This window comes from Micromonospora sp. NPDC051141, assembly GCF_044455765.1.
Taxonomy (GTDB): Bacteria; Actinomycetota; Actinomycetes; order Mycobacteriales; family Micromonosporaceae; genus Micromonospora.
The window spans coordinates 74317-96747 of record NZ_JBITFD010000003.1; the positions used below are offsets into that span (position 1 = coordinate 74317).

Here is a 22431-nt window from a genome sequence, read left to right on the forward strand (position 1 = left end):
TTACTCCCCTTCTGCTGCTGCGGCGCTGCCGCGCACCTTATCGCGCCGGGGCGACGAGCCGAGTACCACCGCCACGGTTGTGCCGCTGGGTTGCCGCGGCCTGATCTCCAACCGGCCTCGGATACGTTCCGCCCTCTCCGCCATGATCGCAAGACCATAGTGCCCCTCGGGGCGCTGGTCACCGATGCCGTGACCGTCATCCGACACTTCGATCCGGGCGTACGGGGGATCCACCTCACAGGTGACCCAGAGGTTCGACGCGCCGGCGTGCTTGCGCGCGTTGGTGACCGCCTCCTGGGCGATGCGCAGCAACTCGGCCTCGGTGGCGGCCGGCAGCCGCGCGGTGGACTCGTCCAGGGACAGGTTCACCCGCAGCCCGCCGGAGGCGCCGACGGTGCGGGCGTACTCGGCGATCGCCGCCGCCAGGCCACCGTGCCGGTCCACCTCGCTGCGCAGCTCGAACAGGCTCAACCGCAGCTCCTGGATCACCCGGGTGACCTCGTGCCGCAGCGTACGCAGCGCCTCGGCGGTCTCCTTCGGGTCCTCGTCGACGTACGCCAGCGCGTTGTCGATGCCGTACCCGACCATCACCAGCTCCTGGGCGACCCCGTCGTGGATCTCCCGGGCCAGCCGCTGCCGCTCCTCGTTGGTGGCCAGCGAGCGCACCTCGTCGAAGAGCAGCGCGGCCTCCAGCCGCAGCGCCGCCGGGCCGGTCAGCGCCGTCACCCGGGACACCACCGGCGGCGGGTACGCGGCGCCGCTGTCCGCCTCGATCACCACCAGGCCGACCGTGCGTACGCCGGCGACCAGCGGCACGATCAGCGCGGACACCTCACCGGAGTGTCGGGACCGGGCCTGCGAGCGGGCCGAGACGGTCGGCTGCTGGCTGGCCCAGGCGTCGGCGATGGCCGAGTCGGCGTCGAGCGTGGTCTCCCAGTCGACCCGGTCCGCGCCGATCTGGGCGAGCACCACCAGCCGGCCGCCGCCGCTGGCGGAGAGCACCGCCCCCCGGTCGGTCTTCGCCACCACCCGCAGCTCCTCCAGCAGGTGCTCGGAGATGCCGCCCGGGTCCAGGGTGGCGCCGGGGAGCTGCCGGGCCACCGTCCGGAGCTGGGTCAACAGCCGGGTGGCCTCGGCGTACGGCTGGGGTTTGCCCTCGCTGCGGACCCGCATCACCCGCTGGAGCGTGCCGGCGGTGTAGAGGCCGAGGCCGGCCAGGATCAGCCACTGCGCGCAGACCGCGAGGTAACCGAGCTGGCCGAGCTGCGGCTCGCCGCCGACCTCGATGAACGCGGCGCTGACCAGCAGCGTCGCCGCGGTGACCGCGAGCAGCGCGGCGCCCTCCCGGAATCGCCGACGCAGCGCGGTCACGGTGACCGGCACGGCCAGGTACGGCAGCACCGCCGACGCGCCCAGCCCGTCGGTGACGCCGGTGAGGTGGGCGCCGGCGGCGACCTGGCTGGCGGCCAGCCCGAGCACCACCACCTCGGCGAAGCGGCTGATCGGGGTGAGCAGCCGGTGCTGCGGGGCCAGGACGGCGGGTAGCCCGGCGACGCCGAGCAGGGCGATCCACCAGAGTTCGGTGGCGTCGCGGGTGGCGAACAGGGTCAGGGCGGCGACCAGCGCGAGGAGAACCGCGCGGGCGGCGACCGCGAGGAGCTGCGTCTGCGGCTGTCCGGATGTGGAGGCGGGCACCTGACGGATCGTAGTCAGCGCCGGTAGATCTCCGCGATCTCCGTGGCGTACGTCTTGTGGACGACCTGCCGCTTGACCTTCAGCGAGGGGGTCAGCTCGCCGGTCGCCTCGGTGAAGTCCCGGGGGAGGATCCGGAACACCTTGATCGCCTCGGCCTTGGACACGGACTGGTTGGCCTGGTCGACAGCGCCCTGCACCTCGGCCCGCAGCGCCTCGTCGTCGCGCAGCTCGGCGAGGCTCGTGGTCTCCGGGCGCCCGTGCCCGGCCAGCCACTTCGGCAGCGCCTCCTCGTCGATGGTGACGAGCGCCGCGATGAACGGCTGCCGGTCGCCGACCACCACGCACTGGCTGATCAGCGGGTGCGCCCGGACCTGGTCCTCCAGCACCGCCGGGGCGACGTTCTTGCCGCCGGCGGTCACGATGATCTCCTTCTTGCGGCCGGTGATGCTGAGATAGCCGTCCGCGTCGAGCTGGCCCAGGTCGCCGGTGCGGAACCAGCCGTCGGTGGTGAGCGCCTCGGCGGTGGCCGCCTCGTTGTGCCAGTACCCCTGGAAGACGATGTCGCCGGAGATCAGGATCTCGCCGTCGTCGTCGATCCGGACGGTGACGCCGGGCAGCGGCCGGCCGACCGTGCCGATCCGGGTGCCGGTGGGCAGGTTCGCGGCGGCGGCCGGCGACGTCTCGGTGAGGCCGTACCCCTCGCAGACGGTCACCCCGACGCCCCGGAAGAAGTGCCCGAGTCGGGCGCCGAGCGGCGCGCCGCCGGAGATCGCGTCGCGGCACCGGCCGCCCAGCGCCGCCCGCAGCTTGCCGTAGACCAGCCGGTCGAAGAGCGCGTGCTGGGCGCGCAGCGCCAGGCCCGGCCCGGCCGGCGTCTCCAGCGCCTCGCTCCAGGCGATGGCGACCTTCTCCGCGCGGTCGAAGATCTTGCCCTTGCCGTCCGCCTCGGCCTTCTGCCGCGCGCCGTTGTAGACCTTCTCGAAGACCCGGGGCACGGAGAGCACGAACGTCGGCTTGAACTCCTGGAGCGCGCCGACCAGGTCGCTGGTGTCCGCGCAGTGCGCCATGGTGGCCCGGGCCTGCACCACGCCGACCTGGATGAGCCGGGCGAACGCGTGTGCCAGCGGCAGGAAGAGCAGGGTGGAGGCGCCCTGGCGGAACAGGTTCGGCAGCACCGGCACCGCGTTGGCGATGTCGGCGTAGATGTTGCGGTGGGTCAGCACGCAGCCCTTCGGCCGGCCGGTGGTGCCGCTGGTGTAGATGATCGTGGCGAGGTCGTCGGCCTTGAGCGTCGAACGGCGCACCTCGACCTCGGCCGGGTCCACCGAGGCGCCGGCGGTGACCAGCTCGTGCACCGCGTCCAGCTCGATCTGCCAGACCTCGCGCAGGTCGGGCAGCCGGTCCCGGACACCGGCGACGAGCGTCGCGTGCGCGGTGCTCTCCACCGCCACGGCCACCGCGCCCGAGTCACCGAGGATCCAGGCGGCCTGCTCGGCGCTGGAGGTCTCGTAGATCGGCACGGTGACCGCGCCGGCCGCCCAGATGGCGTAGTCGAGCAGGGTCCACTCGTAGCGGGTGCGGCTCATCAGCCCGACCCGGTCGCCGGGGGACACGCCGGCCGCGATCAGGCCCCGGGCCACCGCGACCACCTCGTCGCGGAACTGCCGGCAGGTCACCTCGACCGGCCCCGCGTCGCCGGCCGGCCGGACGAACTGCACGGTGTCCGGGGCGACCTCGGCGTTTTCCCAGACCGGGTCGGTCAGGTTGGCCGCGTCGCCGACGGTGACGATCGGCGGGACGGAGAACTCGCGCACCTGCACTCCCTCGTGCTCGCACCGGCGCCGGGCCGGCCTGGTCGGCTCTGTCGAAACCTACCCGCCCGCCCCGGTGGGGAGCCGGGTAGCCTCCCCCCATGGCGGACTCCTCCACCCAGTCGATCATCGTCGGCGCGTCACCGGAGCAGGTGGCGGCCGTCATCTGTGACTTCCCCCGTTACCCGGAGTGGACCGAGTCGGTGCGCCGGGCCGAGGTGATCGAGGAGTACGAGGACGGCTACGCCAGCCAGGTCCGGTTCACGCTGGACGCGGGCGTGCTGGCCGACGAGTACGTGCTGGCGTACGAGTACGCCGAGGACATCTCCCGGATCGAGTGGCACCTGGTCGCGCCGTCGACGATGCAGCGGTCCCAGCGCGGGTCGTACGACCTGGTCGGCAACCCGGACGGGACGACCACGGTGACCTACACGCTGGAGGTGGAGCTGTCCGTGGCGATGCTCGGCATGTTCCGCCGCAAGGCCGAAAAAATGATCATGGATACGGCGTTGAAGCAGCTCAAGCGCCGGGTAGAAGCACCCGGTGCGGCCAACTGATCCGATCGCCGTCCCGGTCGTCACGCTGGAGGAGCCGAACCATGGGCACCACTGATCCGGGTTCGGCCCGGGAAGAGGCCGAGCGCCTCGTCGTCACGCTGCTGGCCACCGCGCGGATGGCCGCCGCCTCGTCCGGCGCTGGGGGCCGCGGCCCGCTCGGTGGGATCCTCTCGGGTGTCCTCGGTCACATCCCGACCGGCACCGGCGCCGGTTTCGCCACCGGCTCGACGGAATGCTGCGTCTGCCCGGTCTGCCGGGGGATCGCGGCGTTGCGGGACCCGAGTCCGGAATTCGCCGAGCGGCTCGCCACCGGCGCCGGTGACCTGGCGGCCGGTGTGGCCAGCCTGCTGCGGGCGTTCGCCCCGGCGGAACCGGCCGGTCCGGCGACACCGGCCGACCCGCCGGGACCGGCGACGCCGAGCCGCCCCGGCGGCCCCGCGCCGACCGGTTCGGGAGATCACGTGTGGCGCGAGGCGACCCGTACCGGGCATGATTCTCAGCCGGCACCCGAGCAGGACGTGTGGTCCGCCGCCACCCGGGGGGAGGGCGCGGCCGATCCGGGTGCCTCCGACGGCTCGGGGTCGCGGCGTGGCGGCAGGCACGCCGAGCCGGAGCCGTCGCAGCCGCCCGTCGACGCCGCCGGGCCGGCGGGGCCGGCGACGAGCCGGCCGCCGGCCGGCCGGCCCACGGTGCCCGCCTCGCGGGCGCCCGGCGAGGCGGGCGCGGACGCACCAGGCGACGGGGCCTGACCACCGGACATCCCGGATCGCACGGCCGGTTCGGCCGGCGCCCGGGGCAGCACAGCAGAGGGGAGTGGCAGCGGTGACGCTGACCATCGGAGTCGACGTCGGGGGCACGAAGGTGGCCGGCGGTGTCGTGGACGACACCGGCGCGGTACTCGTGCAGACGCGACGGGACACCCCCGCCGACGACGTGGCCAAGACCCGGGACGTCATCATCGAGGTGGTCACGGAGCTGACCGCCGGCCGGACCGTCGAGGCGGTCGGCATCGGCGCGGCCGGCTGGATCGACGCCACCCGCTCCACCGTGCTCTTCGCGCCCAACCTGGCCTGGCGGGACGAGCCGCTGCGCGAGTACGTCAGCAACGCCACCGGGCTGCCGGTGATCGTGGAGAACGACGGGAACGTGGCCGCCTGGGCGGAGTTCCGCTACGGCGCGGCCCGGGACGCCGACGACTCGATGGTCATGTTCACCATCGGCACCGGCGTCGGCGGCGGCATCGTGCTCGGCGGCGAGCTGGTCCGCGGCGCCAACGGCATCGCCGCCGAGCTGGGGCACATGCTCACCGTGCCGGACGGCCACCAGTGCGGCTGCGGCCGGCTCGGCTGCATCGAGCAGTACGCCAGCGGCAGCGCGCTGGTCCGCTTCGCCCGCGCCGCCGCCCGGCAGGAGCCGCACCGGGCCACCGCGTTGCTGAAGCTGGCCGACGGCGAGGCGGAGGCGATCACCGGTCCGATGGTGACCGCCGCGGCCAAGGACGGCGATCCGGTCTCCACCGAGGCGTTCGCCCAGGTCGGGCGCTGGCTCGGCACCAGCCTCGCGGACATGGCGCAGATCCTGGACCCGCAGGTGCTGGTGGTCGGCGGCGGCGTGATCGACGCCGGCGACCTGCTGCTCGGCCCGACCCGGCGGTCGTTCACCGACGCGCTGGCCCAGCGCAGCCGTCTGCCCGTCGCCGAGGTGCGCCCGGCCGAGCTGGGCAACACCGCCGGCGTGATCGGCGCCGCCGACCTGGCCCGGAGGATCTGACGTGTCGGGTGTGCCGTTGCGGGTGCTGTCGTACAACGTCCACAGCCAGCGGGACGACACCGCCGCGCTGGCCGAGGTGGTCCGGGACGCCGCGCCGGACGTGGTCATCGTCCAGGAGGGGCCGCGCCGGTTCCGGTGGCGGCAGAAGTGCGCCACGCTCGCCGACTCGTTCGGCCTGGTAGTCGCCGCCGGTGGCCTGCCGTCGCTGGGCAACCTGTTGCTGACCAGCCTCCGGGTACGGGTCACCGAGACCCGGTGCACGCGCTACCCGCTGACGCCGGGCCGGCACCTGCGCGGGGCCGCGTACGCGCGGTGCCGGGTGGGCGGCGTCGACTTCCTGCTGGCCGGCTCGCACCTGTCCACCGACCCGGCCGAGCGGCCGGCCCAGGCGGCGGCGTTCAAGCGGGAGCTGACCGCGTCCCCGCTGCCGGTGGTGGCCGGCGCCGACCTCAACGAGGGGCCGGACGGACCGGCCTGGCGGACCGTGGCCGAGGGGCTGACCGACACCGCGGTCGCCGCCGACCGGGCCGACCGCCACACGTTCTCCTGCGCCGATCCCCGGCGCCGCATCGACGCGCTCTTCGTCGACCCGCGGCTCACCGTGGTCGACTACGACGTGGTCGACACGCCGCGCACCCGCCGGGCCAGTGACCACTTCCCGGTCCTGGTCGACCTGCTGCTGCCCGCCGCCGACTGACCCGGGCACCCGCTCGCTCGGCGTCACGGCCCGGCCCTCGGCGTGGCCGTGGTGCCCGGCCTCGGCGTGGCCGGCTTCCAGCGTGGGCCGTGGTGGCCGGCTTCCGGCGTGGGCCGTGGTGGCCGCGTGGCCGTGTGGCCTGCTTCCGGCGTGGCCGTGGTGCCCGAGGTGTGACGGACCGTGAGGTGCCGACGGCGGCGGAACCACCCGGTCGGCCCCCTTTGCTCTGCAGCCTCATACGCATCGACTACCCGCGGTTACCAGAGCGGCGCGGCCTGGCTCGGTGGCCTTTCGAGGCCCGCGCAGCTCACCGCCGGTGCTGCGTCCGTGGCTGCAGAGCAAAGGGGCCGGACCGACCTGACCTGCCCGCCGGGCGGCGTTCACGCTGAGTGAAGAAGCGGCCGGTCACCCAGCGTCAGACGACCCGCCCGGCTGAGCCGCGCCGATGGCCGGGCGGCTGGACAACGGCGGGCATTCTCGGCAGGATTTCGCACCGACCCGGCACGCGTGCCGCACAAAGGAGATTTCCCGGTGTCCTCCTCCACCGATCTCGGCCGCCCCGAACCGGACCCCACGGCCGTCCCGAGCCGGGACGACCGCCCGGTCTCCGACCGGGGCGACACGGTCTGCGTCATCGGGGCCGGCGCCAGCGGGCTGACCGCCGTCAAGAACCTCCGCGAGGCCGGCTTCGGCGTGGACTGCTACGAGCGGGAGACCGGCGTCGGCGGGGCGTGGAACTGGCGGCACGACCGCAGCCCGGTCTACGGCAGCACACACCTCATCTCGTCCCGCCCGTTCACCCAGTTCCCGGACTTCCCGATGCCGGACGACTGGCCGGACTACCCGCACCACAGCCAGCTGCTGTCCTACTTCGAGCGCTACGCCGACCACTTCGACCTGCGCCAGCACGTCTGGTTCGGCACCGAGGTGGTCCGGGTCGAGCCGGTCGAGGGGGACCGGTGGGACGTGACCACCCGCAGCACCGGCGGCTACGGCCCGGAGCGCACCTCCCGCTACGCCGCCGTGGTGCTGGCCAACGGCCACAACTGGTCGCCCAAACTGCCCCGTTACGAGGGGCTGGCGGAGTTCCGCGGCGAGGTCATGCACGCCTCGTCCTATAAGGACCCGGCCCAGTTGCGCGGCAAGCGGGTGCTGGTGGTCGGCGCCGGCAACACCGGCTGTGACATCGCGGTCGAGGCGGCCCAGCAGGCGTCCCACTGCTGGCACTCCACCCGGCGCGGCTACTGGTACGCCCCCAAGTACGTCCTCGGCCGCCCGGCCGACCAGGTCAACGACACGTTGCTGGCGCTGCGGGTGCCGCTGCGGGTGCGGCAGTGGCTCTACCACTGGACGCTGCGGCTGACCGTCGGCGACCTGACCCGGTTCGGCCTGCCGAAGCCCGACCACCGGGTGTACGAGACGCACCCGATCGCCAACAGCCAACTCGTGTACTACGTCGGGCACGGCGAGATCACCCCGGTGCCGGACGTGGCCCGTTTCCACGACCGCACCGTCGAGCTGAGCGACGGCCGACGGATCGACCCGGAACTGGTCGTCTTCGCCACCGGTTACCTGCCGCGCTTCGAGTTCCTGCACGGTCGGGTGCTCGGCGACGAGGACGGCTCCGGCCGGCCCCGCCTGTGGCTGAACGCGTTCACCGCCGGTCATCCCACGCTGGCCGTGGTCGGCCTGGTGCAGCCCGACTCCGGCATCTTCACCATCTCGCACTGGCAGAGCGTGCTTTTCGCCCGGCTGCTCACGCTGCGCATCGCCCGGCCGGACCGGGTCGCCGCGTTCGACCGCCGGGTCCGCGCCGGCCTCGGCGAGCGGTACTCGGCCAAGGTCAAGGACAGCACCCGGCACTGGTTCGAGGTCGGGCACGCCGACTACCTGCGCGCGTTGCAGCGTGCCCTGCACGAGCTGGAGGAGAACAAATGACCAGCGAGCGGGTGCGGGTGGTCCGGGCCTGGGAGTGGGCCCGGCCGGAGCGGCCGGTACGCCGCGAGGTGCTGGCCGCGCTGCCCGAGCAGGAGGAGGCGAAGCCGCCGCTGCTGTTCGTGCCCGGCTTCGGCCACGGCGCGTGGGCGTTCGCCGAACACTGGCTGGGCCACGCCGCCGGTCGCGGCTTCCCGGCGTACGCGCTGAGCCTGCGCGGGCACGGCGGCAGCGAGCCGGCGCCGGACGCGACGCTGCGCGCGTACACCCATGACGTGACGCAGGTGGCGGCGAGCCTGCCGCGGCAGGCGGTGCTGGTGGGGCACGGTGCCAGCGCCCGGGTGGTGGCGCATGCGATGTCCCGCTACCCGGCGCGGGCCGCGGTGCTGGTGGCGCCGGTGCTCGGCGGCTGGGGGACGTTCGGCGCGGCGCTGCGCCGCAATCCGGCCGGCACGGTGCCGGCGGTCTTCGGCGCCGGGCTTCGGCTCAACCGGCGGCAACTGTTCAGCCGGGAGTTGCCCGACGTCGACGCGCGGCGGCACGTGGCCCGGCTCGGTCGGGCCGGCCGCCGCGCGCAGTGGCAACTGCTCACCGGTCGGCAGCCGGAGCCGGCGGTGGGCCGGCCGCCGGTGCTGGTGCTCGGCAGCCCCGACGACCGGGTGCTGCCGGCGACGGCGCTCACCCGGGCGGCCCGCCGGTACGCCTCGGCCCCGCTGCTCTTCCCCGGCATGGGTCACGACCTGATGCTCGACGCCCGCTGGCGGGAGCCGATCGACGCGATCCTGGACTGGCTGGACAAGGACCCGGCGCCCACCGCGGGCTGAGCGCCGGGCGCCGGGTCACCGCAGGGTGGCCCGGCGGCCGACCAGCGACCCGCTCTCCTCCAGCGCGCTCAGGTAGGACGCCGCCCAGGCGTGGATGTCGTTGTGCGCCAGGTGTTCCCGCATCGCGCGCATCCGGGTCGCGACGTCCTCCGGGCCGGCCCGCAGCGCGGCGAGCAGCCCCTGCTTGAGCCCGTCCAGGTCGTGCGGGTTGACCAGGTACGCCTGGTCCAGCTCGGCGGCCGCGCCGGCGAACTCGCTGAGCAGCAGCGCGCCGGTGCCGTCCACCCGGGCCGCCACGTACTCCTTCGCCACCAGGTTCATCCCGTCGCGCAGCGGCGTCACCGCCATCACGTCCGCGACCCGGTAGAGCGCCACCAGCTCGGCCCGGTCGAAGGGCTGGGTGAGGTAGTGGATCGCCGGCTCGCCGACCCGGCCGAACTCGCCGTTGATCCGCCCCACCTGGTGCTCCACCCGGTCACGCAGGATCTGGTACTGCGCGACCCGGTCCCGGCTGGGCACCGCCACCTGCACCAGCACGGTGTCCCGTACCTTGACGTCGCCGCTGGCCAGCAGCTCCCGATACGCCTTGAGGCGCTGTTCGATGCCCTTGGTGTAGTCCATCCGGTCGACGCTGAGGATCACCTGCTCGGGCTGGCCGAGATCCTGCCGGAGCCGACGGGCCCGCTCGGCCACCTCGGGTCGGGCGGCGAGCGCGGACATCTCGGCGGTGTCGATGGCGACCGGGAACGCGCCGATGCGCACCACCCGGTCGTCGACGCCGATCCGCCGGTCGCTCGCGGACAGGCCGAGCACCTTGGTGGCGAGCTGGGCGAAGTTGTGCGCGGCCTGGGCCCGCTGGAAGCCGATCAGGTCGGCGCCGAGCATCCCGCGCAGCAGCTCGGCCCGGCGGGGGAGCTGCATGAACAGCTCCGGCGGCGGGAACGGCACGTGCAGGAAGAAGCCGATCCGCAGGTCCGGGCGGAGCGCGCGGAGCATCCCGGGCACCAGTTGCAGGTGGTAGTCCTGCACCCAGACCAGCCCGCTCGGCTCGGCCACCTCGGCGGCGGCCTCGGCGAACCGCTGGTTGACCCGCTGGTACGCCTCCCACCAGCGGCGGTGGTACTCCGGTTGCTCGACCGCGTCGTGGTAGAGCGGCCAGAGGGTGGCGTTGGCGAAGCCCTCGTAGTGGTCGCGGAAGTCCTCGGCGTTCAGCGGGACGCTGCGCATCCGGACACCGTCCACGTCGGGCAGGTCGGGTGCCGGGCCGGTGCCGCCGGCCCAACCCACCCAGGTCGCGGGCGTGTGCCGGAGCAGGGGATGCAGGGCGCTCACCAGGCCGCCAGGGCTGCGGCGCCACTCGAAGGCGCCGTCCGGCGCCACACTGTCGTCGATGGGGAGGCGGTTGGCCACCACCACGAGGGGGCTCTGTCGCATCTCGGGCAATCCGCTCAGCAGGGGTACCAGCCACCGGAGAAGCGCAAACCGGACAGCCGGTGCGGGACGTGACGTTCAGCGGTATTCCTACTGACCGTAAGTTACACCCCTGTTACCGGATCGCCGCGGGGCGTACCGCGTCCCGCGATCCGGGCAACGGTTGCGGCGGGCTCAGACGACCGCGCCGTCGTCCGGGTCGTGGTCGTCCCGGTCGCCGGGGCGCAGCCGCCAGATCAGCATCACGAAACCGGCCAGGATCCCGGTGAAGCCGAGCACGGTCACCACCGACGGGTCGACAAGCGACATCACGGTCGGTGAGAGGAAGAACAGGAACCCGACCACGATGCAGAGCACGCCCAGCACCGCGTACTTCGAGAAGCGCGGCAACGGCGGCGGCGGGGGCGGGGTGTAGTGCTCCTCCTCCGCGTCCTCCGGCAGGTCGGCGCCGAACGTGTCCAGCCCGTCCAGCAGGGACGGCTCGTCGTGCCGACCGCGGCTCACCGAGACGCCGGACACGTCCGCGGCGAAGGGCAGGCGGCGCACGTCCGTGGCGGTCGGCCCGGCCGGCTCCTCGGCGCGGCCGGCGGCGGCGCCGCCCGGCGCGGCCGGGTCGTCGACGTCCTCGGCGGCCGGCCAGGGATGGCTGCCGGCGGCCGGCGCGGTGTGGAAACCCGCCACGATCTTGGCCCACTCGGCCTCGATGTCGGGCTCGTCGGCGCGGGACGGCTCGGCCCCCTCGTCGGCGAGCTGGGTGAGGTAGTCCCGGGCGGTGGTGAGGTGGGACCGGTCGACGTAGAGCCGGTCGACCGGTCGGGCCGGCACCGTGGTGGTGCGGGTCACCGGGTTGAGGTCGGCGGAGGGCTGGAGGTAGGCGGCGATGCCGCCGGCGGCCAGCACGTCGAGCAGGTGCTCACCGACGCGCGGATCCACGTCGCCCGCGACCGCGTACTCGGCCGCGTCGAGCCCGTTGTCCCGCCGCCCTCGACGGGCCCCGCCCCCTGACACCGGCCACCCCCTTCGCCACGGCCTGACGTCGTGCCCTGAATCCTGACACGTCGGAGGCCGGTTCCGGGAGTGCGTTGTGGCGCGGCGTACGTGGTTCGTACCCTCTTCCCGCACGATCCCGCGCGTCGCCACCTCTTCCGGAAGGACCCCGGTGCTGTACTGGCTGCTGAAGTACATCATCCTCGGCCCGTTGCTGCGGTTGGTCTTCCGCCCGCAGGTCGAGGGGCTGGAGCACGTGCCGGCCACCGGCCCGGTGATCCTGGCCAGCAATCACCTCTCGTTCTCCGACTCGATCTTCACGCCGTTGATCGTCAAGCGAAAAGTCACCTTCATCGCGAAAGCCGAATACTTCACCGGCAAGGGCCTCAAAGGGTGGCTGACCAAGATGTTCTTCGTCGGCTCCGGCACCATCCCGGTCGACCGCTCCGGCGGCCAGGCCGCCCGGGCGGCCCTCGACACCCAGCTCCGGGTGCTGCGCGCCGGGGGCATCGCCGGCATCTACCCGGAGGGCACCCGGTCCCCGGACGGCCGGCTCTACCGGGGCAAGACCGGGGTGGCCCGGCTCGCGCTGGCCAGCGGCGCCCCGGTGGTCCCGATGGCCATGCTCAACTCCGACGCCATCCAACCCACCGGCCAGATCGTGCCCAACCTGGGTCGGGTCCGGATCCGCTTCGGCCCGCCGCTGGACTTCTCCCGCTACGCCGGCCTGGCCGGCGACCGGTTCGTCGAGCGGGCGGTCACCGACGAGATCATGTACGAGCTGATGGAGCTGTCCGGCCGCGAGTACGTCGACACGTACGCGCAGAAGGCGAAGAACCCGCCGCGGCAGCCGGTCCCCGCCTGAGGCCGCCGGCCCCGGGCCTGACGCTCAGCCGGCCCCGGCGACCCGGAGCAGGCCGGTGGCGGCGTGCCGGTCCGCGAACGCGCGTACCCGGGCCAGCGTCGCCGCCGCGGCCGGCGGATCCGCCTCGGCCAGCGGCCCGACCGCCAGCGCGGAGGCGATCATCTGATCGGTGACATCGGTCATCGCCGCGTAGTCCGCCGCCGCGCTGGTGAACAGCCGGCCCGCCCCGGCGGCGTCCCCGTCGCGCCGGGCCAGCGCCGCGTCGGCGGACCGCCCGGCCGCTCGCGCCCAGCGGGTGGCGCGCGGGGCACGGGCCAGCAGGTCGCGCACCAGGACCGCCGCGTCGCCGCCGAGCAGGCCGGCGACGTGACCGACCGCCGGCACCCACTCGGCGAACGGGATCATCCGGGTCCGCCGCCAGTCCTCGTCCAGCTCGGCGAGCAGCGCCAGCGCCTCGTCCCGGCGACCCTGCACCGCCCGGCACAGCGCGGCGTGCGCCACGGTGGACCGCAGCACCCGGTGGAAGCCGCTGCGCCGGGCCGCGACCAGCGCCTGGTCCACCAGGTCCGGGGCGGTGTCGCCGGCGTCGGGGTCGTCGCCGAGCGCCCGGATCCAACCGGAGACCGCCACGATGTGCAGGTCCCACTCGTCGGTCGGCCGCCGCGTGGACCCCTCGGCCATCCGCAGCGCCGCGGTCCAGTCGCCGCGGTAGTACGACCGGGCCCACTGGTCGCTGAAGCTGACCGTCAGGCCGTGCTCGCCGGCGAGGTCGAGCGAGCGCTGCTCGTCGACCAGGCGGGAGGAGCCGGCCAGGTCCCCCTCCTCCTGCAACGCCCAGGCCAGGTTGTGCACCGCGCGACGGCGGCTGGTGAGCCGCTCCACCCGGCACTCCTCGGTGACCTCGGCCAGTTCGGCGTACGCCTCCTCGGCGCCGGCCTGGTAGCGGACGACCGCCAGCGTGATCCGGGCGTTCGCCCGTGCCTCCCGCAGCTCCAGCCGCTCGGCCAGCTCGGCGGCGCTGCGCGCGGCGGCGCAGGCCGGTTCCGTCTCCGCGTCGAGCATGTGCGCCCGGGCCAGCTCCAGCAGCGCGCCGACCTTGTCCTCGCTGTCCGGCAGCTCGGCGTGCAGCCGGATCGACCGGTCCAGGCAGCGCCGCATCTCCGACCGGTCGGCGCGGGCCCAGGCCGCGGTGGACAGCAGCCGCCACGCCTTCGCCGCGCCGCGCAGGTCCCCGGTGTCGGCCAGCCGCCCGGCCAGGCCGGTGAGGAGTTCCGCGCCGCCGTCGACCAGGAAGCCGTCACGGTCGGTGTAGAACGCCAGCTCGGCCTGGAACAGCTCCAGCGCCGGGTCCGGCCCGCACTCGACACTGAGCGCGCGGGCGACAAGCGTGGCCGCGGTCTCCAGCGCGTGCAGCTCGTACGCCCGGCGGGCGGCCCGGTGCAGCGCGGACCGGGTGGCGACGGCGTACGGCGCCTGGTCCAGCCCCACCGTCCGGGCGATCTCGTGCGCCGCCCACCGATGGTTGGCCAGCACCTCGGCCAGGTCGTGCTGCCGGCCGTCGGCGAGCTGTTCCAGCCAGTCGGCGGCGCGTTGGTGCCGGACGACCCGCTCCGCCCGGGGCAGTCGCTGGTAGCAGACGTCCCGGACCAGCACGTGCCGGAAGCGGTACTCCGACTGGTCGGGCATGGTCGAGACCGGCAGCTCGAAGACCAGGTCGCGGCGCTGGAGGCGGTGCAGCGCCCGCTCCACCCACTCCGTCGGCCGGCCCAGGGCCAGCGCCACCGGGGCCGCCCAGAACTGCACCCCGACCACCGAGGCGGCCTGGAGCACCGCGCGGTCCGCCGGGTCGAGCAGGTCCAGCCGGTTGGCGATGACCGCCTGGACGGTACGCGGCATCCCGGCGCCCGCGGCCGGATCGAGCCGGCCGACGCCGGCCGAGCGCTCGACCAGCCCGCCGTCGAGCAGCATCCGGGCGTACTCCTGGGCGTAGAGCGGGTTGCCGTCGGCGAACTCGATCAACGGCGCGCGGGCCTCGCTGGGCAGTGTGGCCTGGCCGAGCAGCAGCGAGTAGAGCGTGTCGATGTCCCCGTCGTGCATCGGCGGCACCGAGATGGACATCGCGCCGCTGATCGTCCCGGTCCAGGCCGGGTGCCGCTCGCGCAGCTCCGGCCGGGCGGTCGCGACGACCAGCAGCGGCACGTTGCGGGCCGCCGCGCCGAGCTGCTCGACGAAGGAGAGCATCGCCTCGTCCGCCCAGTGCATGTCCTCGAAGACGAGCACGGTGGGGCCGGTCGCGGCCAGCGCCAGCAGGAAGCGCCGCCACGCCGCCTCGGTCTCGGCCGAGGTCAGCCGCTCGCCGGAGACGCCGACGAGCGGGCCGAGCGCCTCGGCGAGCCGGACCGCGTGCGGGTCGGCGAGCCGGCCCAGTCGCTCGCGCAGGCGCTCCCGGGTGCCGGCCGGGTCGTCGGCGCCGGTCAGCCCGGCCCAGCTTCGGACGATGTCGGCGAGCGCGGCGTAGGTGACGTTCTCGCCGAACGGCGGGCACTGGCCGGTCAGCCAGGTGACCCGCGCGCCGGGCAGGTTCGCCGCGTGCCGGGCCAGCTCGCGCAGCAGCCGGCTCTTGCCCACCCCGGCCGGACCGAAGACGGTCAGCAGTTGGGAGGTGCGCTCGGTGACGGTACGGTGCAGCGCGCTGACCAGCAACCCCCGCTCGTGGTCCCGGTCGACCATCGGGGTCAGCTCGGCGCCCTGCCCGTCGCGCCGGGGCCGGGCCCGCACCGCCAGCCAGATCCGGCTCACCGCCGACCGGCCGCGCAACGTCACCGGGGGCTGGTCGGCGTACTCCATCTCGCGCCGGGTGGCGGACCAGGTGCTCTCGTCGACCACCACGCCGCCGGTCGGGGCCAGCGCCTGCAACCGGCTCGCGGTGTTGACCACGTCGCCGGTGACGAAGGCCTGCCCGCCGTCGCGCGCCGCGGCCAGGTCGACAAGGGCCTCGCCGGTGGCGATGCCGACCCGGAAACCGAGCGGCGGGTGCGGGCCGGCCGGCTGCCGGGCCAGGCTCCGTTGCAGCTCCAGACCGGCGCGTACGCAGCGCAGCGCGTCGTTGTCGGTGGCCACCGGCGCCCCGAACAGCGCCATCACCGCGTCGCCGATGTACTTCTCCACCACGCCGCCGTACTGGTGCACCAGCCGGCGCACCGTGGCGAAGTAGACCTGTTGCAGGCCGCGGGCCTGTTCCGGGTCGGCCCGCTCGGCGTAGGTGGTGAAGTCGACGATGTCGATGAAGAGCACGCTGACCTGCCGGCGGTCCTCCTGCACCGCGACCGCGTGGTCGCGCAGCGGCTGGCCGCAGCTGGTGCAGAAGTTGGTGCCGACGTCGTTGGCGTGCCCGCAGCCCGGACAGGCCGCCGCGAGCGGCCGGCCGCACCCGCCGCAGAAGCGGTCGTCCGGCCCGGCGGTCCGGGCGCAGTGTCCACAGGTGAGGTCGATGTCCGGCTCCGTACGCGTGAGGTCCCCATTGTCCCGCGCGGTAGGCCAGTCGGGTACCCGACGGGTCGGCGGGACGTCGCGGCTGTTCGGCCGGGTCTAGTCTCCCCTAGCAGGAAGTCCCGTCGACAGGGAGAGTGCCGTGCACGTCCGGCTTTCCGCCTCATGGACCGATCCACGGGGGACGGTGTGGGCCTCGGGCGACACGGTCGACGTGGACGCCGTCACACTCGCCGAACTGGAGGAAAAAGGCATGGTGGAGCAGCCCACGGGCACCGGATCGACCGAGACCACGACGACCACCACGACCACGCCGCCGAAGAAGACCGACCCGTCGAAGATCGGGCCCGGCCCGAGCGCGCCTCCGGCGGACACCAAGGACGACTGACGCGGCACGACGGTGCCATCGGGTGGGGTCCGGCGGGGTGACCGCCGGGCCCCGCCGTCGTCCGGCTGCCGGCCCGTCGTCCGACTGCCGGCCCTGGTCGGGCTAGCGGTCGCTCATGCCGGCGCGGCGGCGCAGCGCGGCCACGTCGGTGACCACGATGCGGCGCCCCTCGGTGCGCAGCCACCCGCGGCTGGCGAACGAGCCGATGGCCTGGTTGACGCTCTGCCGCGAGCCGCCGGCCATCTCGGCGAGCTGGCTCTGGTTCAGCTCGATCGTGATCATCGGGGCCTGGCTCTCGCCGGCCAGCCGGACCAGCGTCTTGGCCACCCGGCCGGGCAGGTCGAGGAAGACGTGGTCGGCGTTCTGCTCGGTGAGCCGGCGGATGAGCTGGCCGAGCGAGCGCATCACCGCGTCCAGGATGCGCGGGTTGGAGTGCACCAGCTCCATGAAGGCGGGCCGGGACAGCGCCAGCGCGGCGCAGTCCTCGATCGCCTCCGCCGAGGCCGACCGGGTCGAGGCGTCCAGCAGGGAGACCTCGCCGAGCACGTCCGGGGGTCGGATCACCGACAGGACGGCGCGCTCGCCGGTGGGCGCGGTGCGGAACACCGCCACCGCGCCGCGACGCAGCACGATCAGCGACTCGCCGGGGTCGTTCTCGACGAAGAGAAGCTGGCCCTTGCGGTACGTGCGCGGCACGGCCGCGGCGATGACCCGCTGCCGCACCTCCGGCTCCAGCCCGGCGAACATCTCCACGCCCGTGAGCGCGTCACCCGGCTCCGGCAGGCGAGACTCCACGGCTCAACCCCTCCCCGGTCAGAAGTCACCAGCTCGCACACCGGGTGAAGCGGTCAGTCCCGGTACGAGGCAGTTCAACCGGTTCGGCGCCCGACGGCGGTACACATCAGATCATGACGCGCCGGTAGCGTGCTGTACACCCCCGGAGACACTTCCGTGACCATGGCCAACCGGGTGGCCGGTCCGCGCCGACCTCGGTGGACGCCCCGGCGACGGCCCGGCGGAGCCGATGGGCGAGGATGGGACCGATGGTCTACCGCTACTTCTACGACTGCGAATTCATCGAGGACGGCCGCACCGTCGATCTGGTGTCGATCGGCGTCGTCGACGAGTACGGCCGCGAGTTCTACGCGGTCTCCACCGAGTTCGACGACTCCCGGGCGGTGCCCTGGGTGCGGCGCAACGTGCTGGACAAGCTCCCCTCGCCGGCCGACCGGGCCTGGCGTTCCCGGGAGCGGATCCGGGACGACCTGCACGAGTTCCTGCTGGCCCCGGTGCGGGACCGTCCGGGCGAGCAGTTGGAGCTGTGGGCCTGGTACGCCGCGTACGACCACGTGGTGCTGGCCCAGCTCTGGGGCGCCATGCCGGCGCTGCCCCGGGAGATCCCCCGGTTCACCAAGGAGCTGCGGCAGCTCTGGGACGACCGGGGCCGACCGCGGCTGCCGGAGGCCGAGTCCGGCCGGCACGACGCGCTCGTCGACGCCCGGCACAACCTGGCCCGGTGGCGGGCGATGACCACGCGCTGAGCGCATGCCCGGCTGGCACGGCATGAGCGAACGCACCGAGCAAAGCGAGGGCCGTGAGGGCATGCCCGGCCGGCTCGGCATGAGCGAGCGCACCGAGCGCAGCGAGGGCCGTGAGGGCATGCCCGGTTAGCTCGGCATGAGCGAACGCACCGAGCGCAGCGAGGGCCGTGAGGGCATGCCCGGTTAGCGCGGCAGGTTTGACCCGTTCTGCCCGGGGCACCGGAGGCGGCATCACGCCGATCCGAGACAGGAGTGCCCCATGAGCAACGAACCGACAAGCGCCGCGGACGCCCGGCGCAAGGTCACCGAGCTGATCCGGGACGCCCGGATCTGCCTGCTCACCACCAGCGCCGTCGACGGACGGCTGGTCAGCCGGCCGATGGGCCTCCAGGAGGCCGACTTCGACGGCGACCTGTGGTTCTTCGCGTACGCCGACTCGGCCAAGATCCGGCAGATCCGGGTGAACCCGCAGGTCAATGTCGGTTTCTCCGACCAGAAGCACAACGCCTGGGTGTCAGTGGCCGGCACCGCCACCGAGGAGTGGGACGCCGACCGCGCGAAGGACCTGTGGAACCCGCTGCTCAAGGCGTGGTTCCCGGACGGCCTCCAGACGCCGGGGATCACCCTGATCAAGGTGCACGCCGGCTCGGCGGAGTACTGGGACTCGCCCGGCAGCACGGTGGTCAACCTGCTCGGCTTCGCCAAGGCCGCGGTGACCGGGAAGCCGCCGAAGGCGGGGGAGAACCACGAGGTCGGCTACTGACCGGTAGCCGATCCGGCGGGCGGGACGGGCCGGGGCGCGGTGCCGGCGTACAGGTGCGCCGACTACAGTTCGCAGTGACGGCCCGCCCCGGGCCGGCAATGGCGCCGATGGTCTGATCCGACACATATCCTGGGGCTTAATCCGGGCTTCACCTGATGCTTCAGGAGGATGAGCAGATCATGCGTATCGGCGTGCTCACCGGCGGCGGCGACTGCCCTGGTCTCAACGCGGTGATTCGGGCGGTGGTCCGCAAGGGCGTCGCCACCTACGGTCACGAGTTCGTGGGCTTCCGGGACGGCTGGAAGGGCCCGCTCGAGGGGCTGACCAAGCCGCTGGGCATCGCGGAGGTGCGCGGCATCCTGCCGCGCGGCGGCACCATCCTCGGCTCGTCCCGCACCAACCCGTTCAAGATCGAGAACGGTGTGGAGCGGATCAAGGAGAACCTGGCCGCGCAGGGCGTGGACGCGCTGATCGCGATCGGCGGCGAGGACACCCTCGGCGTCGCCACCAAGCTCCACGAGCTGGGCGTCAACGTGGTCGGTGTGCCGAAGACGATCGACAACGACCTGGGCGCCACCGACTACACGTTCGGCTTCGACACCGCGGTCAACATCGCCATGGAGGCGATCGACCGGCTGCACACCACCGCCGAGAGCCACCACCGCACGCTCGTCGTCGAGGTGATGGGCCGGCACGCCGGCTGGATCGCCCTGCACGCCGGCCTCGCCGGTGGCGCCAACGTGATCCTGCTGCCGGAGCGGCAGTTCGACGTCGAGCAGGTCGCCGGGTACGTCGAGAAGCGCTTCCAGCACCAGTACGCCCCGATCGTCGTGGTCGCCGAGGGCGCCCAGCCGCTGGACGGCCAGATGGTGCTGCACAACCAGGAGCTCGACTCCTTCGGCCACGTCCGCCTCGGCGGCATCGGCCAGTGGCTCGCCGAGCAGTTGGAGGCGAAGACCGGCAAGGAGGCCCGCACCGTGGTGCTCGGCCACATCCAGCGCGGCGGCACCCCGACCGCGTTCGACCGGGTGCTCGCCACCCGGCTCGGCCTCCAGGCCATCGACGCGGTGCACGAGGGCGACTGGGGCAAGATGGTCGCGATGCAGAGCACCGACATCGTCCGCGTCCCGCTGGCCGAGGCCACCCGCGAGCTGAAGACCGTGCCGCTGGAGCGCTACGAAGAGGCCGAGGTCTTCTTCGGCAGCTGATCGTGCAAGGAGGGGCCCCCGCTTAACGCCTGGCGTAGAGCAGGGGCCCCGCTTAACAGTCGTCGGAGTCGGACGAGGAGGCGCGGTGGGCGGGAACACGGTCGCGGTGATCGGCGCGGGCAAGATCGGCGAGTTGATGCTCTCCGGGCTGCTGCGCTCCGGCTGGCCGGTGGACCGGCTGCTCGCCACCGCGCGCCGGCCGGCCCGCGCCCAGGAGCTGACCGAGCGCTACGGCGTACGGGTGGTGGACAACCCGACCGCCGTGGACGAGGCCGACGTGTTGGCCGTCTCGGTCAAGCCGCAGGACGCCGCCGCCCTGCTCGACGAGATCGGCCCGAAGGTCCCCGCCGGCAAGCTGGTCATCTCGCTCTGCGCCGGCCTGCCCACCGCCTTCTTCAACCGGCGGTTGCCCGAGGGCACCCCGGTGGTCCGGGTGATGACCAACACCCCGGCGCTCGTCGACCAGGCGATGAGCGCGATCTCGCCCGGCGCGCACGCCACCGCGGCGCACCTGGCGCTGGCCGAGGAGATGTTCTCCCCGCTCGGCGCCACCATCCGGGTGCCCGAGTCGCAGCAGGACGCGGTGACCGCGCTCTCCGGCTCCGGCCCCGCCTACTTCTACCTGCTCGTCGAGGCCATGATCGACGCCGGCATCCTGCTCGGCCTGCCGCGTCAGGTGGCGCACGAGCTGATCGTGCAGACCGCGATCGGCTCCGCGATGATGCTGCGCGACTCCGGCGAACACCCGGTGAAGCTGCGCGAGGCGGTCACCTCGCCGGCCGGCACCACCATCTCCGCGATCCGGGAGCTGGAGAACCACGGCGTACGCGCGGCCATGCTGGCGGCGCTGGAGGCGGCCCGTGACCGCGCCCGCGAACTCGCCGCCCAGGTCGACTGAGGCCGCCTGAGAGCCGCCTCCGACCTGTGATTCAGTCGATCAGCCGCCCATCGATGATGCTTTGAGAGCCGGGATGGCGTCGATCTTGCGGGCGCTGAGGTTCCCGGTAGATGCGGGCCCTTCACCTTACTGCCGGTGGTCGACCAGGTCGATCGCCGACCTCTACGACGCGATCAGCCTGGACAAGGTCCAGTGCGCACACGACTGGCTGACCCTCGTGCCGGCGTTCTCACACGATCCGATCGCCGAGCAGGGGAAGCGGGGGACGCGCTGACCGTGGCGCTGCATCATCATCGGCCCGGCCCGGAGGTCTGTCTGCGGGTCGCCGCCGGGGTGCCGGCCGAGCGCATTCACCTGCCGACCGAGTCCGTTGGCTGAGCCTATCGTTTTTTTCGTTTTGGCAGGTATCGTGGGGGCAGGATCGAGAACGTCGGAGGATCTTGTGACGGTGGTGCCGGCAGGCGGCTCGGCGCCGAACGGTGACGAGCTGGAGCGCTTTGCCTCGCGATCACTCCGGGGGCGGCGGCTGCAACTGATCGTCGACGGCGGAGAACCGATCGACGTGCCACCCGTGGTGGGCGAGGCCCTCGCCGAAGTCGTGTCGATCCTCGGTCGAGGGCGGCCGGTGCGGGTGATGGCGGAGAACGTCGAGCTGTCGACCGGGGAGGCCGCCGCGATTCTGGGCGTGACCCGCCCGACGGTGGTCAAGCTGATGAACGATGGCGTTCTGCCCTACACCCGTCCCAACTCCAGCCGCCGGGTCGCGTTGCACGACGTGCTGGCCTACAAGGAGCGCCGGTCGAGAGCGCGCCGTGAGGCTCTGGACGAGTTGACGGCGGACGCTATCGACATGGGCGTCTACGACGAGGCGATCAGGCGTGGCCGCCAGCCGTCGGACAACCAGCCGGACGAGTGACGATCACTGATGATCGTTGCCGTGCTGGACGCCTGCGTCCTTGTGCCCAGCGTCCTCGCCGACACCCTGCTGCGCTGCGCCGAGCAGGGCCTGTACCGCCCGTTGTGGACGCAGGAGATCCTTGACGAGGTTCGCCGGAACCTGCCGCCGTCGGTGCTCGGCGCCAAGGCCGAACGCAGGGTGGAAGTTATGCGAGAACACTTCCCGACCGCGATGGTCTCGGGCTACGAGCACCTCATCGCCGAGATGGTCAATGATCGCAAGGATCGCCACGTGCTCGCCGCTGCGGTGGCCGCGGATGCGGAGTTGATCGTCACCGCCAACCTTCGTGACTTCCCGGACCATGCACTCGCGCCGTACGCCATCGAGGTGCTACATCCGGACGACTTTCTCTGCATGCTGCTGGACGACGATCCGGAGCGGATCACGGACATCGTCGTACAGCAGGCGGAGGCCACTGGCAGAGGCGGCCGGCCGAAGCTCAGTGCGGACGACGTCTTGAGCGGTCTGGCCGGATGCCGGGCAATCCGGTTCGCGCACCGGGTCTCCCTCCGACTGGCCCCAGGTCGTTGGAACGTCCGCGGTTTGCCGCCGCACGATCATCATGCACGGCCCTGACGATTGGGGTTGGGCATTCTGCCCTGCTGGCGTCGGCC

General features: G+C 73.3%; 20 protein-coding genes. 14 read left to right on the plus strand and 6 right to left on the minus strand.

Annotation, left to right across the window (positions count from 1 at the left end; genetic code table 11):
- On the minus strand, window positions 1–1695 hold the full coding sequence (locus ACIA6B_RS05685) for a GAF domain-containing sensor histidine kinase (RefSeq protein ID WP_396771342.1): 1695 nt from the start codon (window positions 1693–1695) through the stop codon (window positions 1–3).
- A gap of 14 nt (window positions 1696–1709) precedes the next feature.
- A complete protein-coding gene (locus tag ACIA6B_RS05690) occupies window positions 1710–3509 on the minus strand; it encodes an AMP-dependent synthetase/ligase (protein WP_396771344.1) in 1800 nt (599 codons plus the stop codon).
- Between the two features lie 98 nt (window positions 3510–3607).
- Here ACIA6B_RS05690 and ACIA6B_RS05695 point away from each other — a divergent pair, with 98 nt between their 5' ends.
- The 6 genes from ACIA6B_RS05695 to ACIA6B_RS05720 all read left to right on the plus strand — a co-directional run bounded on the left by ACIA6B_RS05695 (window position 3608) and on the right by ACIA6B_RS05720 (window position 9289).
- The gene (locus ACIA6B_RS05695) at window positions 3608–4063 is read left to right on the plus strand and encodes an SRPBCC family protein (RefSeq protein ID WP_107159917.1); all 456 of its coding nucleotides are present in this window, start codon (window positions 3608–3610) and stop codon (window positions 4061–4063) included.
- A 41-nt stretch (window positions 4064–4104) separates the two neighbouring features.
- Entirely contained in the window at window positions 4105–4812 is a 708-nt protein-coding gene (locus ACIA6B_RS05700; RefSeq protein WP_396771347.1) for a hypothetical protein, read from the plus strand.
- A 73-nt stretch (window positions 4813–4885) separates the two neighbouring features.
- Complete coding sequence (locus ACIA6B_RS05705; protein WP_396771349.1) at window positions 4886–5833, plus strand: ROK family glucokinase; 948 nt, start codon at window positions 4886–4888, stop codon at window positions 5831–5833.
- 1 nt (window position 5834) lies between these two features.
- The gene (locus ACIA6B_RS05710; RefSeq protein WP_396771351.1) at window positions 5835–6530 is read left to right on the plus strand and encodes an endonuclease/exonuclease/phosphatase family protein; all 696 of its coding nucleotides are present in this window, start codon (window positions 5835–5837) and stop codon (window positions 6528–6530) included.
- 531 nt (window positions 6531–7061) lie between these two features.
- Window positions 7062–8468 carry a flavin-containing monooxygenase gene (locus ACIA6B_RS05715; RefSeq protein WP_396771353.1) on the plus strand — a complete coding sequence of 469 codons (1407 nt, stop codon included), beginning with the start codon at window positions 7062–7064 and terminating at the stop codon, window positions 8466–8468.
- Window positions 8465–9289, plus strand: a complete 825-nt coding sequence (locus tag ACIA6B_RS05720; protein ID WP_396771355.1) for an alpha/beta hydrolase — start codon at window positions 8465–8467, stop codon at window positions 9287–9289. Before ACIA6B_RS05715 ends, ACIA6B_RS05720 begins: the two co-directional genes overlap by 4 nt.
- Window positions 9290–9304: 15 nt before the next feature.
- Here the strand turns inward: ACIA6B_RS05720 and ACIA6B_RS05725 are convergent, their stop codons facing one another.
- Together ACIA6B_RS05725 and ACIA6B_RS05730 are read right to left on the minus strand one after the other, a co-directional pair.
- A complete protein-coding gene (locus tag ACIA6B_RS05725; RefSeq protein WP_396771357.1) occupies window positions 9305–10723 on the minus strand; it encodes a trehalose-6-phosphate synthase in 1419 nt (472 codons plus the stop codon).
- Between the two features lie 171 nt (window positions 10724–10894).
- The gene (locus ACIA6B_RS05730; RefSeq protein ID WP_357302973.1) at window positions 10895–11728 is read right to left on the minus strand and encodes a DUF308 domain-containing protein; all 834 of its coding nucleotides are present in this window, start codon (window positions 11726–11728) and stop codon (window positions 10895–10897) included.
- 151 nt (window positions 11729–11879) lie between these two features.
- Here ACIA6B_RS05730 and ACIA6B_RS05735 point away from each other — a divergent pair, with 151 nt between their 5' ends.
- Window positions 11880–12572, plus strand: a complete 693-nt coding sequence (locus ACIA6B_RS05735; protein ID WP_396771359.1) for a lysophospholipid acyltransferase family protein — start codon at window positions 11880–11882, stop codon at window positions 12570–12572.
- 24 nt (window positions 12573–12596) lie between these two features.
- Here the strand turns inward: ACIA6B_RS05735 and ACIA6B_RS05740 are convergent, their stop codons facing one another.
- Window positions 12597–16064 carry an ATP-binding protein gene (locus ACIA6B_RS05740; RefSeq protein WP_396772078.1) on the minus strand — a complete coding sequence of 1156 codons (3468 nt, stop codon included), beginning with the start codon at window positions 16062–16064 and terminating at the stop codon, window positions 12597–12599.
- A 211-nt stretch (window positions 16065–16275) separates the two neighbouring features.
- Here ACIA6B_RS05740 and ACIA6B_RS05745 point away from each other — a divergent pair, with 211 nt between their 5' ends.
- Complete coding sequence (locus tag ACIA6B_RS05745) at window positions 16276–16449, plus strand: hypothetical protein (RefSeq protein WP_281936683.1); 174 nt, start codon at window positions 16276–16278, stop codon at window positions 16447–16449.
- Between the two features lie 102 nt (window positions 16450–16551).
- On the opposite strand, the gene ACIA6B_RS05750 is transcribed toward ACIA6B_RS05745, so the two are convergent.
- Window positions 16552–17244 carry a Crp/Fnr family transcriptional regulator gene (locus tag ACIA6B_RS05750; RefSeq protein ID WP_091059444.1) on the minus strand — a complete coding sequence of 231 codons (693 nt, stop codon included), beginning with the start codon at window positions 17242–17244 and terminating at the stop codon, window positions 16552–16554.
- A 248-nt stretch (window positions 17245–17492) separates the two neighbouring features.
- Between ACIA6B_RS05750 and ACIA6B_RS05755 the strand changes: the two genes are divergently transcribed.
- The 6 genes from ACIA6B_RS05755 (at window position 17493) to ACIA6B_RS05780 (ending at window position 22393) form a co-directional block, all read left to right on the plus strand.
- Window positions 17493–17990 (plus strand): polyadenylate-specific 3'-exoribonuclease AS, encoded by a 498-nt coding sequence (locus tag ACIA6B_RS05755; RefSeq protein ID WP_396756190.1) that lies wholly within the window; start codon window positions 17493–17495, stop codon window positions 17988–17990.
- Window positions 17991–18249: 259 nt separating this feature from the next.
- Window positions 18250–18753, plus strand: a complete 504-nt coding sequence (locus tag ACIA6B_RS05760) for a pyridoxamine 5'-phosphate oxidase family protein (protein WP_396771362.1) — start codon at window positions 18250–18252, stop codon at window positions 18751–18753.
- Window positions 18754–18932: 179 nt separating this feature from the next.
- Window positions 18933–19961, plus strand: coding sequence for a 6-phosphofructokinase (locus ACIA6B_RS05765; protein WP_107159890.1), 1029 nt, complete (start codon window positions 18933–18935; stop codon window positions 19959–19961).
- Window positions 19962–20046: 85 nt separating this feature from the next.
- The gene (proC, locus tag ACIA6B_RS05770) at window positions 20047–20859 is read left to right on the plus strand and encodes a pyrroline-5-carboxylate reductase (protein ID WP_396771364.1); all 813 of its coding nucleotides are present in this window, start codon (window positions 20047–20049) and stop codon (window positions 20857–20859) included.
- 442 nt (window positions 20860–21301) lie between these two features.
- Window positions 21302–21775 carry a helix-turn-helix domain-containing protein gene (locus ACIA6B_RS05775; protein ID WP_396771366.1) on the plus strand — a complete coding sequence of 158 codons (474 nt, stop codon included), beginning with the start codon at window positions 21302–21304 and terminating at the stop codon, window positions 21773–21775.
- Window positions 21776–21784: 9 nt separating this feature from the next.
- Window positions 21785–22393 (plus strand): PIN domain-containing protein, encoded by a 609-nt coding sequence (locus tag ACIA6B_RS05780; RefSeq protein ID WP_396771368.1) that lies wholly within the window; start codon window positions 21785–21787, stop codon window positions 22391–22393.
- Window positions 22394–22431: the final 38 nt, after the last annotated feature.

Bases quoted from the DNA above. Each gene is read 5' to 3' on its own strand.
- ACIA6B_RS05695 (WP_107159917.1), top strand. From the start codon at position 3,608: ATGGCGGACTCCTCCACCCAGTCGATCATCGTCGGCGCGTCACCGGAG.
- ACIA6B_RS05700 (WP_396771347.1), top strand. From the start codon at position 4,105: ATGGGCACCACTGATCCGGGTTCGGCCCGGGAAGAGGCCGAGCGCCTC.
- ACIA6B_RS05720 (WP_396771355.1), top strand. From the start codon at position 8,465: ATGACCAGCGAGCGGGTGCGGGTGGTCCGGGCCTGGGAGTGGGCCCGG.
- ACIA6B_RS05725 (WP_396771357.1), bottom strand. From the start codon at position 10,723: ATGCGACAGAGCCCCCTCGTGGTGGTGGCCAACCGCCTCCCCATCGAC.
- ACIA6B_RS05755 (WP_396756190.1), top strand. From the start codon at position 17,493: ATGGTCTACCGCTACTTCTACGACTGCGAATTCATCGAGGACGGCCGC.
- ACIA6B_RS05760 (WP_396771362.1), top strand. From the start codon at position 18,250: ATGAGCAACGAACCGACAAGCGCCGCGGACGCCCGGCGCAAGGTCACC.
- ACIA6B_RS05765 (WP_107159890.1), top strand. From the start codon at position 18,933: ATGCGTATCGGCGTGCTCACCGGCGGCGGCGACTGCCCTGGTCTCAAC.
- ACIA6B_RS05780 (WP_396771368.1), top strand. From the start codon at position 21,785: ATGATCGTTGCCGTGCTGGACGCCTGCGTCCTTGTGCCCAGCGTCCTC.